The 14,915-nt window shown below is 49.2% G+C and carries 15 protein-coding genes and 1 tRNA gene; 6 read left to right on the forward strand and 10 right to left on the reverse strand.

Annotated elements, in window-relative coordinates:
- Positions 1-222: 222 nt before the first annotated feature.
- From RW65_RS03575 to arsA (RW65_RS03595), 5 genes are all read left to right on the forward strand, one after another.
- A complete protein-coding gene (locus tag RW65_RS03575; RefSeq protein WP_000423544.1) occupies positions 223-546 on the forward strand; it encodes an ArsR/SmtB family transcription factor in 324 nt (107 codons plus the stop codon).
- A 1-nt stretch (position 547) separates the two neighbouring features.
- Entirely contained in the window at positions 548-1,261 is a 714-nt protein-coding gene (gene arsH / locus RW65_RS03580) for an arsenical resistance protein ArsH (RefSeq protein WP_000145398.1), read from the forward strand.
- An 8-nt stretch (positions 1,262-1,269) separates the two neighbouring features.
- Complete coding sequence (locus RW65_RS03585) at positions 1,270-1,815, forward strand: sigma-70 family RNA polymerase sigma factor (protein ID WP_001286343.1); 546 nt, start codon at positions 1,270-1,272, stop codon at positions 1,813-1,815.
- A gap of 75 nt (positions 1,816-1,890) precedes the next feature.
- Positions 1,891-2,253, forward strand: coding sequence for an arsenic metallochaperone ArsD family protein (locus tag RW65_RS03590; protein ID WP_000034287.1), 363 nt, complete (start codon positions 1,891-1,893; stop codon positions 2,251-2,253).
- A 20-nt stretch (positions 2,254-2,273) separates the two neighbouring features.
- Positions 2,274-4,031, forward strand: coding sequence for an arsenical pump-driving ATPase (arsA, locus tag RW65_RS03595; RefSeq protein WP_001057013.1), 1,758 nt, complete (start codon positions 2,274-2,276; stop codon positions 4,029-4,031).
- Positions 4,032-4,061: 30 nt separating this feature from the next.
- Here arsA (RW65_RS03595) and arsC read toward each other — a convergent pair whose 3' ends face one another.
- The 10 genes from arsC to actS all read right to left on the reverse strand — a co-directional run bounded on the left by arsC (position 4,062) and on the right by actS (position 14,037).
- Positions 4,062-4,487 (reverse strand): glutaredoxin-dependent arsenate reductase, encoded by a 426-nt coding sequence (gene arsC, locus RW65_RS03600; protein WP_000065761.1) that lies wholly within the window; start codon positions 4,485-4,487, stop codon positions 4,062-4,064.
- Between the two features lie 12 nt (positions 4,488-4,499).
- On the reverse strand, positions 4,500-5,789 hold the full coding sequence (gene arsB, locus RW65_RS03605) for an arsenite efflux transporter membrane subunit ArsB (protein ID WP_016538086.1): 1,290 nt from the start codon (positions 5,787-5,789) through the stop codon (positions 4,500-4,502).
- Between the two features lie 46 nt (positions 5,790-5,835).
- Positions 5,836-7,587, reverse strand: coding sequence for an arsenite efflux transporter ATPase subunit ArsA (gene arsA / locus RW65_RS03610; protein WP_016538087.1), 1,752 nt, complete (start codon positions 7,585-7,587; stop codon positions 5,836-5,838).
- A 17-nt stretch (positions 7,588-7,604) separates the two neighbouring features.
- Positions 7,605-7,967, reverse strand: coding sequence for an arsenite efflux transporter metallochaperone ArsD (gene arsD / locus RW65_RS03615; protein WP_000855179.1), 363 nt, complete (start codon positions 7,965-7,967; stop codon positions 7,605-7,607).
- Positions 7,968-8,014: 47 nt separating this feature from the next.
- Entirely contained in the window at positions 8,015-8,368 is a 354-nt protein-coding gene (gene arsR, locus RW65_RS03620; RefSeq protein WP_001135895.1) for an As(III)-sensing metalloregulatory transcriptional repressor ArsR, read from the reverse strand.
- Between the two features lie 192 nt (positions 8,369-8,560).
- Entirely contained in the window at positions 8,561-10,336 is a 1,776-nt protein-coding gene (locus tag RW65_RS03625; RefSeq protein WP_000022894.1) for an ATP-binding protein, read from the reverse strand.
- The gene (locus RW65_RS03630; RefSeq protein WP_000460992.1) at positions 10,333-11,481 is read right to left on the reverse strand and encodes an SIR2 family protein; all 1,149 of its coding nucleotides are present in this window, start codon (positions 11,479-11,481) and stop codon (positions 10,333-10,335) included. Before RW65_RS03630 ends, RW65_RS03625 begins: the two co-directional genes overlap by 4 nt.
- Before the next feature lie 206 nt (positions 11,482-11,687).
- Positions 11,688-12,881 (reverse strand): tyrosine-type recombinase/integrase, encoded by a 1,194-nt coding sequence (locus tag RW65_RS03635; protein ID WP_000778549.1) that lies wholly within the window; start codon positions 12,879-12,881, stop codon positions 11,688-11,690.
- Between the two features lie 164 nt (positions 12,882-13,045).
- A tRNA-Gly gene (locus RW65_RS03640) sits at positions 13,046-13,119 on the reverse strand.
- Between the two features lie 168 nt (positions 13,120-13,287).
- The gene (gene actS, locus RW65_RS03645) at positions 13,288-14,037 is read right to left on the reverse strand and encodes an amidase activator ActS (protein WP_502685541.1); all 750 of its coding nucleotides are present in this window, start codon (positions 14,035-14,037) and stop codon (positions 13,288-13,290) included.
- Between the two features lie 292 nt (positions 14,038-14,329).
- Between actS and idi the strand changes: the two genes are divergently transcribed.
- Positions 14,330-14,881 carry an isopentenyl-diphosphate Delta-isomerase gene (idi, locus tag RW65_RS03650; RefSeq protein ID WP_039055304.1) on the forward strand — a complete coding sequence of 184 codons (552 nt, stop codon included), beginning with the start codon at positions 14,330-14,332 and terminating at the stop codon, positions 14,879-14,881.
- Positions 14,882-14,915: the final 34 nt, after the last annotated feature.

The following is a 14,915-nucleotide window of genomic DNA, read 5'->3' on the forward strand; positions in this document are numbered from 1 at the left end:
AATGATGGATGAATATCTGCTATTTACCGGCCACTAATATCAGTTCCGATCTGTGCCTAACCGTTTTACTCCTGGGAAAAAGAGCAGAGCTACTCCCCACTTTTTCTCAATGATGCTCCCCCTTTATCCAAAATGTTCAGGGGCAAGGCCCATTCACTATTGGTATTTATTGGAAGATACGATATTATTCTATAATTCCGGAAATATAGAAATGAGATATAAATGGAGCTTTCGAAAGCAGCAGAAACCCTGAAAGAGCTGGGTCATCCTACGCGCCTAAGCGTATACAGAGAGCTGGTTAAAGCCGGGCATGAAGGGCTACCGGTTGGCGAACTGCAGAAGCGGCTCGAAATCCCAGCGTCTACGTTGAGCCATCATCTTTCCTCGTTGATATCAGTTTCTTTGGTACGCCAGGAACGTCAGGGCAGAACGCTTTTTTGCCACGCTCGATATGAAAACCTTGAGGCTCTGATTGCCTTCCTGACAGAAGAATGCTGCTCAGGGACTAACGACTGCCTCCCCCTGCCCCAGAAGACGGAGAAGTAAAATGACAGGTGATCTTAAGAATGTTGATTCGGGTTTGTTCGACACCTCAATCACAGAGGCAAGATTCGGTGTTCCTGCCGTTCCCCATCCTCCACGTATCCTCATGTTGTACGGCTCTGTGCGCGAACGTTCCTACAGCCGACTGGCAACGGAAGAAGCGGCAAGGTTACTGACCGCCATGGGCGCAGAAGTGCGGATCTTCAATCCTTCTGGCTTGCCTCTTCCTGATGATGCGCCTGACTCGCATCCTAAAGTCATGGAACTGCGCGAGCTGGTTCGTTGGTCCGAAGGGATGGTGTGGTGTTCCCCTGAACGCCATGGTGCGATGACCGGCATCATGAAAGCCCAGATTGATTGGATACCGTTATCAGAAGGCGCTGTTCGCCCTTCGCAGGGTAAGACTCTGGCCGTTATGCAGGTCTGCGGTGGCTCTCAGTCTTTCAATGCCGTAAACCAGATGCGCATTCTTGGCCGCTGGATGCGGATGATCACCATCCCGAATCAGTCCTCTGTGGCAAAAGCCTGGCAGGAATTTGATGAAGATGGACGAATGAAACCGTCGTCTTATTACGACCGGATCGTGGATGTGATGGAAGAACTGGTGAAATTTACTCTGCTGACCCGAGGTAACTCAGCCTATCTCGTTGATCGCTACAGCGAACGAAAAGAGTCTGCAGAAGAACTTTCACGGCGGGTTAATCAGAGCAAAATTTGAGGGCTGGTATGAGTGATGTAACGGCATTCAACAACTGCATGAGCGTGTTCTGGCGGCAACATGAAGCCGAACTCTCTCGCTTTCTGACATCTAAGACAGGTGATAGCGAAAAAGCAGCAGACCTTCTGCAAGAGCTATTCCTGCGTGCCCGCGCTCATTCAGACAGTTTCTGCGAAATGGAGAATCCGCGAGCCTGGCTGTATCGGGCGGCGAGGAATCTGCTGATTGATGAGTACCGCACCACCAGGGAATTCGTTGAGCTGGAAGATGATGCCCCATTCACTGATGCATCCCCTGATGCAATCTCAACGCTGGATATTTGCCTGCCTGAAACATTGCAGGCATTACCTGAAGATGAGCGGTGGTTGATTGAAGAATCCGACCTTAACCGGCGTCCCCAGCAGTCCCTGGCCGATGAACTGGGAATCACGCTTACGGCGTTTAAATCCCGACTACTTCGGGCCAGAAAACACCTGAAAGAGACGATGACAGAACTTTGTCAGATTGAGGCGGATGACACGTCTTCCGTCTGCTGCCACAAAAAAATGAATTAATCGCGCATCTTTTCCCCACCACCTTCGTTTACCTCAGTGTAAAGCCAAATGACTAAACACTGAGGTAAACAGTCCATGTCAAAAATTGAGATCTTTGAAGCAGCAGGCTGCTGTGCAACCAGCAGCGTTGTAGTCAGTGACGAAGCCGTCAAATGGAACGCCAGCGCCGAATGGGCGAAAAAGAATGACGTTGATATACAGCGCTACAGCCTTGCGAAGAACCCGCAGCAGTTCCTGAATTCGCCGGTCATTAAAGAGTTTCTGAACACATCAGGGATGGAGTCTCTCCCTGTCACCTTGCTCGACGGCAAACTCGTGATGGCAGGCAAACTCCCGACTCGTGAAGATATCGCCCGTTGGGCAGGTATTCCGCTTAGTCAGGACTGGAGTGAAGACAGCACGCAACCACGCTGCTGCAGCATTCCACGTATGCCTTAATTCCAGAGGAGCAATCACTGATGAATATGCCATTTTTAAAAGACATTCCCCCGTTCATCTTCTTCACTGGCAAAGGTGGCGTGGGTAAAACATCCCTGGCCTGTGCTACTGCGGTATGGCTGGCCGATCAGGGTAAGAGAACGCTTCTGGTGAGTACCGATCCGGCTTCCAATGTCGGCCAAGTCTTTAGCCAGACTATCGGCCACCGAATCACAGATATCAGTACCGTAGAAAATCTTGCCGCGATGGAAGTTGATCCGATGGCTGCAGCACAGGCATATCGTGACCGAGTACTCGACCCGGTTCGCGGGCTGATGCCAGCCGATGTGGTCAGCAGCATTGAAGAACAGCTCTCCGGTTCATGCACTACGGAAATCGCGGCATTTGATGAGTTTACTGGTCTTCTTACCAACCATGAGTTGCGGGAAAAGTATGACCATATCGTATTTGATACTGCGCCAACCGGTCATACCATCCGTATGCTTGAGTTGCCGGGGGCCTGGAGCGGTTATCTCGAAGCGAACCCTGATGCCGCCGCTAACCTCGGGCCGCTGGTGGGGCTGGAGAAACAACAGCACCAGTACTCAGACGCGGTTAAGGCGCTGTCTGATGCAGCTCTCACGCGCTTGGTTCTGGTTGCCCGAGCCCAAGCTTCAACACTGAAAGAAGTCTCTCATACGCACGATGAGCTTTCTGCTATCGGTTTGCAGCATCAACACCTTGCCATTAATGGCGTGCTGCCGCCGTTTGCGGGTGAAAATGATCCACTGGCGCAAAGTATTCTGGCTCGAGAAGAAAAAGCATTACAGGCAATGCCAGAGAACCTGGCGAACCTTCCCCGCTCGCAGCTGTATCTGAAGCCATTTAATCTGGTCGGTCTGGAAGCGCTGCGTCAGTTATTTACGGAGAACAAAGCCTCGCTGCCGCTCCCTGCTACCACGCTGAATACTTTGGATTTACCGAAACTTGCCTCACTGGTAGATGAACTCAGCCTGACAGGTAAAGGTCTGGTAATGGCAATGGGTAAAGGTGGCGTGGGCAAAACGACTGTTGCAGCTTCGATCGCGGTATCGCTGGCAAAACGCGGTCATAAAGTCCATCTGACGACGTCCGATCCGGCAGCACATCTGTCTTATACGCTGGATGGCTCGCTGCCAAACCTTCAGGTCAGCCGTATCGATCCGAAGGTGGAGACAGAGCGCTATCGCCGCTTTGTGCTGGAAAATCAGGGCAAAGGATTAGACGCTGAGGGACTAGCAGTGCTGGAGGAAGATCTCCGCTCGCCATGTACTGAAGAGATCGCCGTGTTTCAGGCATTCTCGCGGATCATCAAAGAGGCAGACGATCATTTTGTTATTATGGACACCGCGCCAACAGGTCACACACTTCTGCTACTGGATGCAACAGGAGCCTATCACCGGGAAATGGTGCGTCAGATGGGGCAAACACATGACCATGTGATGACGCCAATGATGCAATTGCAGGACCCGGAGAAGACAAAGGTTATTATCGTGACGCTTGCCGAAACGACACCGGTACTTGAAGCGGCGAACCTACAGCAGGATTTACGTCGCGCTGGCATCGAGCCATGGGCATGGGTTGTGAATAACAGCCTGGCGGCAGCTGAACCGTCTTCACCTTTCCTGAAGACCAGGGCGAACCGCGAGTTGCCTCTCATCTCTGATGTGGAAGAGCAGTATGCAAAGCGTATTGCATTAACTGCGTTACAGAGCGAAGAGCCGGTAGGTATTGACCTACTGAAAGAAATGGCTAAGTAACCATGAAGGGGGCATTTGCCCCCTTCATTTTTATTTCAGTCTTTTACCTGCATCATTAACGACTTTTTCACCATCTTCTTTGGTGAAAGCCCCTTTCTGAGATTCTGGCAGGATATCCAGAACGACTTCAGAAGGACGGCAAAGTTTAGTTCCCAGTGGCGTCACTACAATCGGACGGTTAATCAGGATCGGATGTTGCAACATAAAATCGATTAGCTGGTCGTCAGTAAATTTATCATCTGCAAGACCCAGTTCCTCATACGGTTCGACGTTCTTACGCAGCAAAGCCCGGACGGAAATGCCCATATCTGCAATGAGTTTGACCAGCTCATCGCGTGAAGGTGGGGTCTCAAGGTAAAGAATAACAGTCGGCTCATTACCGCTGTTGCGGATCATCTCCAGCGTGTTACGCGACGTGCCGCAGGCCGGGTTGTGATAAATAGTGATGTTGCTCATATCAGTATCTCATTACAAAGTGAAAGAGAGACGTAGCGCCAGCGCTGCCAGCGTTACAAACAGCACAGGCAGAGTCATGACGATCCCGGTGCGGAAATAGTATCCCCAGGTGATGGTCATATTCTTCTGTGAAAGGACATGCAGCCAGAGCAGCGTTGCCAGGCTACCAATAGGTGTAATTTTCGGGCCCAGATCGCAGCCAATCACGTTGGCGTAGATCATCGCTTCTTTGATAACGCCTGTTGCAGTGCTGCCATCAATAGAGAGAGCGCCAACCAGCACGGTAGGCATGTTGTTCATGATGGAAGACAGGAAAGCCGTCAGGAAGCCAGTACCAAGCGTCGCAACCCAGAGTCCTTTATCCGCCAGTACGTTCAGCACACCTGAAAGGTATTCGGTTAGCCCAGCGTTGCGCAGACCGTAGACCACCAGGTACATCCCCAATGAGAAGATGACAATCTGCCATGGCGCACCGCGAAGCACTTTGCCAGTGTTAATGGCATGGCCTCGTTTCGCCACCGCAAACAGAATGACAGCTCCTACAGCAGCAATCGCGCTGACCGGGATACCCACCGGCTCAAGGACAAAAAAGCCAACCAGAAGAAGGATCAACACTATCCATCCGGTTCTGAAGGTTGCCAGATCTTTAATAGCTTTTGCAGGTGCTTTCAGGAGAGCCAGGTCGTAAGTCGGCGGAATATCTTTGCGGAAGAACAGATGCAGCATCACCAGCGTGGCGATAATAGCGGCAATATCCACCGGCACCATTACCGACGCATACTCAGTGAAGCCCAGCCCAAAGAAGTCTGCAGAAACGATGTTAACCAGGTTGGACACGATAAGCGGCAGACTGGCCGTATCGGCAATAAACCCGGCGGCCATGACAAATGCCAGCGTAGTACCTTTACTGAAACCTAATGCAAGCAGCATGGCGATGACAATTGGAGTAAGAATCAATGCCGCACCATCGTTGGCAAACAATGCCGCCACCGCTGCACCTAGCAGGACGATATACGTAAAGAGCAAACGGCCACGACCGTTACCCCAGCGTGAAACATGCAATGCCGCCCATTCGAAAAAGCCGGATTCATCGAGCAGCAGGCTGATGATAATCACCGCAATAAAGGTCGCTGTCGCGTTCCAGACGATATTCCACACCACCGGAATATCGCTTACATGCACAACGCCAGATATCAAAGCCAGTCCTGCGCCTAGCATTGCACTCCAGCCGATCCCTAATCCCTTCGGTTGCCAGATAACCAAAACAATGGTCAGGACAAAAATAGCGCCTGCCAGTAACATACATCCTCCTGACAGGGCGGTTCTACCGCCCTGTAAAAACAAAAAATTAACTCGCCAACTCTCTGAGTTTTTCAATACCGGCTGGCTCAGAAGCCAGTACCGGAACGAGCGCTATACGGTTAGCGTGCTGATTCTTAACAGCCTCAATCTGAGGCTGTTCCTGCTGGGCGCGCTGGCAAAGCAACGGAGAACTCGTATCCGCAATGGAAAGGCTGTTATTGATAATCCAGCCCCACGGATGAATCCCCGCACGCTCAAGATCGGACTGCAGGTTTGCCGCTTCCAGTACCGGTGTGGTTTCAGGCAGAGTGACCAGCAGGACTTTGGTGCGTTCCGGGTCCTGAAGCTGCATCATTGGGGTAGTAAAATGACCTTTACTCCCCATTTTTTTGGCAATCTCTCGGTGGTAAGCCCCGGTCGCATCAAGCAGTAATAGCGTATGCCCGGTAGGTGCCGTATCCATGACCACAAACCGTTTGCCTGCTTCACGGATTACGCGTGAGAACGCCTGGAACACCGCAATCTCTTCCGTGCAAGGAGAACGTAAATCCTCTTCGAGCAGCCGTTTCCCTGCCTCATCCAGATCCCTGCCTTTCGTCTCAAGAACATGCTGACGATAGCGTTCAGTTTCATCGTGAGGGTTGATTCGGCTGACCTGCAGATTTTTGTGGCTGCCATTCAACGTTGTACTCAGGTGTGCAGCAGGATCTGAGGTAGTGAGATGCACATCAAAACCCTTATCTGCCAAACTGACGGCGATAGCCGCAGCCATTGTGGTTTTACCCACACCGCCTTTACCCATCAGCATAATCAGACCGTGTTCACTGCGAGCGATATCATCAACCAGGCCAGAGAGCGATAAGTTTTCAGGCGTGTACTGGATGTTCGTTACCGGGAGCGGTAATGCCTCAGAACCGGTATCCAGAAGTCCCTTCAATGCTGAAACACCAACCATATTGACTGGCTGTAGTAATAGGGTATCTGTCGGTAGCCCAGATAAACCGGCAGGAAGATTTGCCAGTGCCTCCTGCTCACGTTGCCATATCGCAGCGGCCAGGGCGTCATGTTCAGCTTCGGCTTTAGGCAGCACACCATTAATCACCAGGTATTGGTTTTTCAGGCCAATTGCGGCGAGTTCTTCATGGGTGCGGGCGACTTCCTGCAGCGTAGATTTTTGCAGTCGCGCAACCAGAACCAGGCGGGTACGTTCAGGATCGGATAACGCCTCTACCGCATGAGCATACTGCTCACGCTGCTTTTCCAGCCCGGCCATTGGGCCAAGACAGGAAGCACCATCCGGGTTACTTTCAATGAAGCTACTCCAGGCACCGGGAAGCTGGAGAAGGCGAATCGTGTGGCCCGTCGGCGCTGTATCAAAAATGATGTGATCGAAGCGGGTCAGCAGGGAAGCGTCTGTCAATAAGCCGGTGAACTCATCAAACGCCGCAATCTCAGTGGTACAGGCTCCTGAAAGCTGCTCGCTGATACTGTTAACAACGTCATCAGGCAAAAGACCTTTGATAGGATCAACGATTCTGGAGCGGTATTGTTTGGCGGCTTCCTGCGGGTCGATTTCCAGAGCGGAAAGTCCAGGAACTGCTGCCACAGGGCGAATGGTATTACCGATAGCCTGATCGAACACCTGACCGACATTGGAGGCTGGGTCAGTACTGACCAGCAAAACCCGCTTACCCTGTTCAGCAAGGCGGATAGCCGTCGCGCAGGAAATAGAAGTTTTTCCTACACCACCCTTGCCGGTAAAAAACAGGTAAGGCGGGATATTCTGTAAGAATTTCATATGTCCTCCTGACATATTCAGCAACAGGAAGTATTACCACCACAGCAGCTGGTGGGAGCTAACCCTACCTTCTCCAGCGGAATACCGAACCAGCGAGCCAGCTCAGCGCGTTTTGGGTATCGCCCTGCCATCACCGTTTCACCGTCCAATAGCAGTAACGGAAGACCTTCTGCTCCAGATGCTTCGAGGAATGCTTTCGCTTTCTCATTCTGAACAAAGCTCATGGGCTGCTGCGCCAGGTTGTAACGTTCAACCTGTACACCACGTCCTTTCAGCCACTGCACATCAGCAGAAAAATCAACCAGAACCTGATCGACATCTGAGCCACATACGCCGGTACTGCAGCACATTGCCGGGTCAAACACCGTTAACGTCTTCATTCTGAATACCTCACATTTGGAAAAACATATATGTTCAGGCAAATTTTTTAGATGCAAACAGCCTTACCGCTACCAGAGCAGTTTGCCGATGCCAGCTTACGGGCGATGGCCTGTACATCGTCCTGTTGGCTTAACCAGGCCTGCTCAATCACCTGAGCAGCCCAGAATGGAATATGCGGGGATAAGCGATAATGAACCCATTTCCCCTGCTTGCGATCCAGCAATAGACCGCTTTCCCGGAGCATTGCCAGATGGCGGGAGATCTTGGGCTGCGACTGATCCAGCGCTGTACAGAGATCGCACACGCACAGCTCTCCCATCTCTCTGAGCAGCAACACGATGCCCAAACGGGTTTCATCGGAGAGGTTTTTGAAGAGTTGTAATGCTGATAATTGTGGCATAAGCCCTCCTGCTATTATCTCGCAGTTTCTCTCTATAACAGTGCAATGTCAAAAAATATATTTGAATTTCCATATATGAAAGAAGCAAAGCTTCTCTCTACGTCTAGTATGGACAGCGAGATAATCTAGAGTAACCTCTTATACTAGGAAGCCCTGAAGACATCCACAGGGCACATTCTGTTAGAGTTAATATTAAGCTGGAGGTAGCGCCCAAAGTTCTTCAAGGTTCACATCGTCGCTGCTGGGTCGATGCTGTTTCAGCAGCGGGTCAATTTTCAATATCATTGGAAGATCAAAAGCGGTTCCAGTGACTACGCAGCAGCCCTTGGCTAGAGTCGGTATGAGAGCCTTAGAACTGGAATCTAACGTGCTAATTGTATTGTCTAATAGCATAAGGTCGCGATCGTTAACCAATCGGTGTATGAAGAAATTGTGAATCTGGGAAACAATAGTAGGTGAAATATCTGCAGGCCGCTGACTAGATAGTGTGAGGTATACGCCATACTTGCGTCCCTCCTTAATTATTTCTTCAAAGAGTTCAAGCCGGTAGTCTTTCCAGATTTCATGCTCACGGGTGGACTGCTCTGACAAAATATTGTGTGCCTCATCAATGATAAGGTGCAGAGTCCGGCTTGGAGGGCTTTTAAGATTCTCTGCATCTTTATGATTTGTGTAGAAATTTTTGGCTACAAGCAGTGGCAAGATCTTTTTTATCTCATTCTTGCATTTCTTTAAAGAGATGACATGTAAGAGATGCGGAGGTTGTGGCACATCAACGATTTCAAGAACATTACGCAGAGCCGATATAGATGATTTGGCCCTAGCTAGCACCGGTTGAATGTGTTCGTATTGGGCATAGCCAAATACAACATCTGAACAGAGTTGGAGGTAGCACCGCAATATTAGTTCGTCGAATTGATCAATTCCATCTAAATTAACACTCTCATCAATAATGGGTTTGATATTCGCGTCAAATCCATTGCCATTTGAATTATAGTACGTGCCGCTGGCATGCTTAAAATACTTATCTTTATTGTAATAAATAATTCCTTTTAAATGTTCTTGAAGCAATTCGCAGTCAATCATGCGTGCAATTTCACGGCTCAAATCCAAAGCATCTGATTTCGCTTCACCTGTACTAAAAACTTTTTCAAAAACCTTTTCTACATACCTTTTGAGTGGCGTAGTTTTAAATTTTTCCTTACCAGATAGAACGCGACGCAGAAATGGCTGTTGTGTGTTCGTAGTTGCCTGAAACAAGAGGCTTAGGGTTTCGACATCCCAAAAATGAGCGCCTTCAATCTTGAATTTGTGCTTTGCTTTTTTAGAGTCCAGCACTGTGATTTGCTTATTCTTAGCTGGTAGTAGCTGATCTTCCGTGTATTCACCATTAAAATCTATGATAACGAACTGGCTCTTGTGCTGTAATGCTTGGAGCCGCTCATTAAAAAGTGTAGTATAAAGTTTAGCTAGCGTATTAGATTTACCACTCCCGGTGTTACCAAATATGCCCAAATGGCTGTTGAATAATCGCATCCATGGGAGGTTGATGGGTACATTCTCCTTGAGCATAGAGCCAATAGAAAAACCTGTTTTACCGTCCGCCCCATAAATTTTCCCTACCATAAGTTCGCTGAGTAGAGATGCCTTGTCTCGGATCATCGGCATGTACTTCACACCTTCAAAAAACTTATCATCTACTATATAACCAATGGGGCGAACATCCACTTTTCGTACATATTGGACCTTCTCGGCATCAGTCTCTAGCCTTTTCTCATCCAAAAATTCACCTTCAACAAGACAGACAATATCTATAAAGCCTCGCTGAATAGATACGTGCTCCCGAAGTGAAATACCTCTGTACTTAACTCCTCCGTAGAAAATAGTCTCATGATTGGAGTCTTCAAAAATTCGAAGGGAGATACGCACTCCACTCACTGCAATAACCTCACCTACGATGATACTCATATCAGATCCTCCTCTTCAGCTTTTAATGGAGGTTCATAAGTGTCTGGCGTGAGTGAGAAAACATATTTATTGAAATTGGTGAAGTCCATATTCATATCTTCAGCGGGCCCAATTACTTGGACGTTTTTCCAAGATTTGAATTCTTCCCGCATGCTATTTGCACTATTGTTGCTATAACAACAAATAAAAGTATGAAGTTGTGGGTTGGAGAGGGAGCGTTGGATAAGTCTGAGAATGTGTTCATCAGCAAACGAAAAGCCAAATGTTATGAGTATAGAATTTGGTTTTTCAAGCTCATAGCTTAATAGCCTGAGCATCTGGTAGTAGTGTTCTTCGAAGACAGTTTCGTAAAACTTCCACTTAGTGGGGTTGACAATAGGTAGCTTATTGTACTCCCCCCAGAAAATATCTATCTGGTCTTGACTGAATGCCAAGGATGGAATGCCTTCAGTTCTGTTGCCATCGACACCAAGAAATTCGGAATATCCATTTAAATTTCCGAGTGTCTCTTCTGTCAAAAGGTTACTAAAATCATTGCGGTAATTGACTTCAATCTTATCACCGCTTTTTGACCAGTAAACCGAACCGTGAAGATGGATAATGTTTAGCTGCGGGATGCCATAGTTGCTTCGTTCAAATACTCCAGTTTGACATTGAAACGTACTGAAGTTTTTGGAATGAAGATGCTTTGTGTGAAATCCGGAGGTACCATCATTCACCACAAAATCATGTGATCCCTTCATGAGAAGGCTGTCAGCTGTATGGGACAGGCATCCATCATAGTTTGTGGTAAAAATATTGATTTTGCGGTTGAGGTCTTTCCTTCTATCCAACAACCCCAAAAGGGTTGTTAAAAAAATCTCATAATTCTTGAGATTTTCTTTTCCTTTATTCGTTGTAACGAAACTTGGATTGAATGTCTGCACTGGAAAAATACATGTGTTGTAGTAGTGCATGAATAACGCGGTTCGCTTCTCTGGCGAGTTTTCAAACTGTGTGGCGAGCGTTTCGATCGTTTCTCGCCGTCCCTCTGCATTCTTGATGGCTAGGGACAGCGTCGGGAACAAGTCTGCTGAAGCGCCTGAGCCAATCAGTATGTTGATGTTCTTATTGTATATATCCAATGGCTGGATCGCCTCAAACATACTTACCTCCCTTATTTAGTTTTGTCTAAAATAGCATCAGTGTATAGGCAGACCAAGTTTTGACTTAGGCAAAAAATTTGTAGCAATAGCCACTATTTCTCTGGTTTTCAACTATTGCAGTTAGCAGCATATATTGAATTACATCCATCCAGACGTCTAGGTACCCAGACGAATGCAATTGCTTTTCGAGACTGCCTTTCAACATTTCAGCTTGTAATAATCCCTTCCTTGCCTAAATTACTAGTAAAATCACCATACCACTGCATCATCGCCCTCCTCCCCTCCAGATATTGAGCATGGTTATACGTTCCACGAATTGAGTTCTTATCGACGTGAGCCAGCTGTAGCTCGATCCAGGCCGAGTTAAATCCCTGCTCATGCAAAATGGTACTCATCGTGTGGCGGAATCCATGCCCTGTAACGCGTCCTGCATAGCCGATGCGCCTTACCAACACAGTCAATGCCATATCACTCATCGGTTTCTTAGGATTATTACGTCCTGGGAACAGCAACTCTCCTGCTCCCGTCATGGGTTTAAGCTGATTAAGCAGGTCAATTGCCTGGCTTGATAACGGAACCAGATGAGGTCGGCGCATTTTCATTCGCTCTGCTGGTACGTTCCAAACCTTCCGCTCAAAATCAAACTCCTGCCACTCCGCTTGCCTCAATTCCCCAGGCCTTACTCCAGTCAAAATAAGTAATTGCATCGCAATCTTAACAATCACACTACCGGCATAGGTGTTCAGAGTCCGAAGAAACTCAGGCAGTTCATCCTGGGTCAAAAAAGCATAGTGCTCTTTCTCATGGGGAGCTACGGCGCTGGCTAGATCGGGAGCTGGATTGTACTCAGCCCTGCCAGTCACAACCGCATACTTCCAGACCTCTCCACAACGCTGGCGAACCTTACGGACCTTCTCAGTTGCTCCTCGAGTTTCTATCTTTGAAAGAACAGCAAGCAACTCCATCGGTTTGATATCTTTGATTGGTCGGTGGCCGATATAAGGAAATACATCCTTCTCAAAGGTTCTCATCATCTCTTCACGATAGGAGACAGACCAGCGATCATAGCGACGCTGATACCACTCCCGAGTGATAGCCTCAAACGAGTTTTCAGCGTCCTGCTTGCGACTGAGCTTCTCCATTTTTCTTTCGAGAGAAGGATCGTTACCAGCTGCTAATGTTCTTTTAGCATCCTCACGCTTGCTTCGTGCTTCAGCTAAAGAAACAGCAGGATAAACACCAAGCGCAAGTACATTTTCCCCTCCAGGCGTACGATACTTCAGACGCCAGTATTTCTTACCGTTGGGGTTAACCAATAAGTAAAGACTCCCACCATCAGCCAATTTGTAGGGCTTCTCTTTCGGCTTTGCAGTTTCAACCTGACGAGCAGTTAACTTCATTGGGGGTACCTCTCAGCATGGGGTACAATTATACCCCCATCCATACCCCCACATTGAGCTTGACCCTGGGGGAGTATTATTGAGTTCAATAGACTAATAGAATGCTATAACTGCTGATTTATCAAGGAAAAATTGAGTTGGGTAGACTTCAGAAGACTTGAGTTTGGAGCGGGCGAAGGGAATCGAACCCTCGTATAGAGCTTGGGAAGCTCTCGTTCTACCATTGAACTACGCCCGCTTTGAGGTGCGACAGGCATTATAACCTCTTACGGTATGAGAGCAAGGCGAGTTTGCGGGTAACTGCTGGAGTTTTAAGCGATTAATCCACCCTTGCACGACAAGAGCGTATTACAGCGAATATAACCATAAAACGAACAAGCAGTTCCCCGCTTGTCCGTTTTACCCATCAACATTTCGGCGGGCTGCCCTGCGGCGGTAAATAGCGCAGCGGATCGATAGCCGTCGCTTTGTAGCGCAGCTGGAAATGCAGGCGCACCGAGTCCGCATCGCTGCTGCCCATGGTGGCAATTTTCTGCCCGGACTTCACGCTCTGCCCGTTGTTCACCAGCAGAGTGTCATTATGCGCATAAGCGGTGATGTACTCTTCACTGTGCTTAATCATGATCAGGTTGCCATAACCGCGCAGCTGATTGCCGACGTAAACCACCTTCCCTGCTCCGGCGGCGTAAATCGGCTGCCCGCGCGCGCCAGCGATATCAATACCTTTGTTGCCGCCATCCGTCGTCGAATAGGTCTCGATCACTTTTCCACTGGTTGGCCAACGCCAGCAGCGCTGCCCAACCGGCGGCCAGGAAGCGAGAGGAACCTGGGAAGAAGGCACCACTTTTGCCGTTCTGCTCGCGGATTTTGACGAGGAGGAACCCGATTTCGATGCGCCTTTCACTTTCAGCCGCTGCCCCACCTCGATGGTGTACGGCGGCGAAATGCCGTTCATGCTGGCCAGGTCTTTGACGCTGGTACCGGTCATACGGGAGATCCGGGACAGCGTATCGCCCCGCTTCACCGTATACACGGAACCGGAATAGTTGTCGTTATTGCCGGCACAACTCGCCAGTAGCAAACAGATTGCCAGGCTTATGAGAGTGCGAAACGGGCTTTTCGTCAGGCATCCTGCGTACAAAACAGATCCTCGGATAGAATAAATGGCGACATATCATACCAGTCACGTGCCGGTTGCCAAACCCTTGAAACTGGCAGGTATGTAATGGCATTGCCCGGCACCATGATCTCCCTCGCTCTACGGTGGCAGATATGCGACAGAGGCAGGCTTTGTGATGACCTTTCCGCTCTCCGGGACACATTTTTTGTCTGAGTCCTGGATATACTAACGTTTGTCCGATGGCGCTGTGGCTGGCAGGTTGGCATTGATAATTTTCCCGACCTGCCAGGCACAGCGCCACCGGACGTTGTTACGTTCGGGAGTCGTTATGGTAATAAATGAACATGTTATTTTAGTTAACGACCACGGAGAGGTACTCGGCACGCAGGATAAATACGCCGCACACACCACACAAACACCGCTGCATCTGGCTTTCTCTTGCTGGCTTTTCCGCCCGTCAGGCGAATGTCTGGTTACCCGCCGCGCAATGAGTAAAAAAGCCTGGCCGGGCGTCTGGACGAATTCCGTTTGTGGACATCCGCAAACAGGCGAGTCCGTCGAGCAGGCGATTATTCGCCGCTGTCGCTTCGAGATCGGCGCTGAAATCGAGAATATCACCGCCGTCGCACCGGGTTTTCGCTACCGCGAAACGGATCCTTCCGGCATTGTCGAAAATGAAATCTGCCCGGTTTTTGCCGCGCAGGTTGTCTCACCGTTAATGATTAATAGCGATGAGGTCATGGAATATAAGTGGGTTGAGCTGGGCGCACTGTTACGTGCTTTACAGGCAACGCCCTGGGCTTTTAGCCCGTGGATGGCGGCGGAAGCCACCAGCGCGCAGCCGCAGTTACAGCTGTTTGCCGCAGAATTAGCGCAATAAAAAAGCCCCGACGCGACAAAACGACGGGGCTATT

This window comes from Enterobacter sp. Bisph1, assembly GCF_000814905.1.
Classification (GTDB): Bacteria; Pseudomonadota; Gammaproteobacteria; order Enterobacterales; family Enterobacteriaceae; genus Kosakonia.

Bases quoted from the DNA above. Each gene is read 5' to 3' on its own strand.
- RW65_RS03575 (WP_000423544.1), top strand. From the start codon at position 223: ATGGAGCTTTCGAAAGCAGCAGAAACCCTGAAAGAGCTGGGTCATCCT.
- RW65_RS03630 (WP_000460992.1), bottom strand. From the start codon at position 11,481: ATGTTTGAGGCGATCCAGCCATTGGATATATACAATAAGAACATCAAC.
- arsA (WP_001057013.1), top strand. From the start codon at position 2,274: ATGAATATGCCATTTTTAAAAGACATTCCCCCGTTCATCTTCTTCACT.
- arsA (WP_016538087.1), bottom strand. From the start codon at position 7,587: ATGAAATTCTTACAGAATATCCCGCCTTACCTGTTTTTTACCGGCAAG.
- RW65_RS03585 (WP_001286343.1), top strand. From the start codon at position 1,270: ATGAGTGATGTAACGGCATTCAACAACTGCATGAGCGTGTTCTGGCGG.
- arsR (WP_001135895.1), bottom strand. From the start codon at position 8,368: ATGCCACAATTATCAGCATTACAACTCTTCAAAAACCTCTCCGATGAA.
- arsB (WP_016538086.1), bottom strand. From the start codon at position 5,789: ATGTTACTGGCAGGCGCTATTTTTGTCCTGACCATTGTTTTGGTTATC.
- idi (WP_039055304.1), top strand. From the start codon at position 14,330: ATGGTAATAAATGAACATGTTATTTTAGTTAACGACCACGGAGAGGTA.
- RW65_RS03590 (WP_000034287.1), top strand. From the start codon at position 1,891: ATGTCAAAAATTGAGATCTTTGAAGCAGCAGGCTGCTGTGCAACCAGC.
- RW65_RS03635 (WP_000778549.1), bottom strand. From the start codon at position 12,881: ATGAAGTTAACTGCTCGTCAGGTTGAAACTGCAAAGCCGAAAGAGAAG.
- arsH (WP_000145398.1), top strand. From the start codon at position 548: ATGACAGGTGATCTTAAGAATGTTGATTCGGGTTTGTTCGACACCTCA.
- arsD (WP_000855179.1), bottom strand. From the start codon at position 7,967: ATGAAGACGTTAACGGTGTTTGACCCGGCAATGTGCTGCAGTACCGGC.
- RW65_RS03625 (WP_000022894.1), bottom strand. From the start codon at position 10,336: ATGAGTATCATCGTAGGTGAGGTTATTGCAGTGAGTGGAGTGCGTATC.
- arsC (WP_000065761.1), bottom strand. From the start codon at position 4,487: ATGAGCAACATCACTATTTATCACAACCCGGCCTGCGGCACGTCGCGT.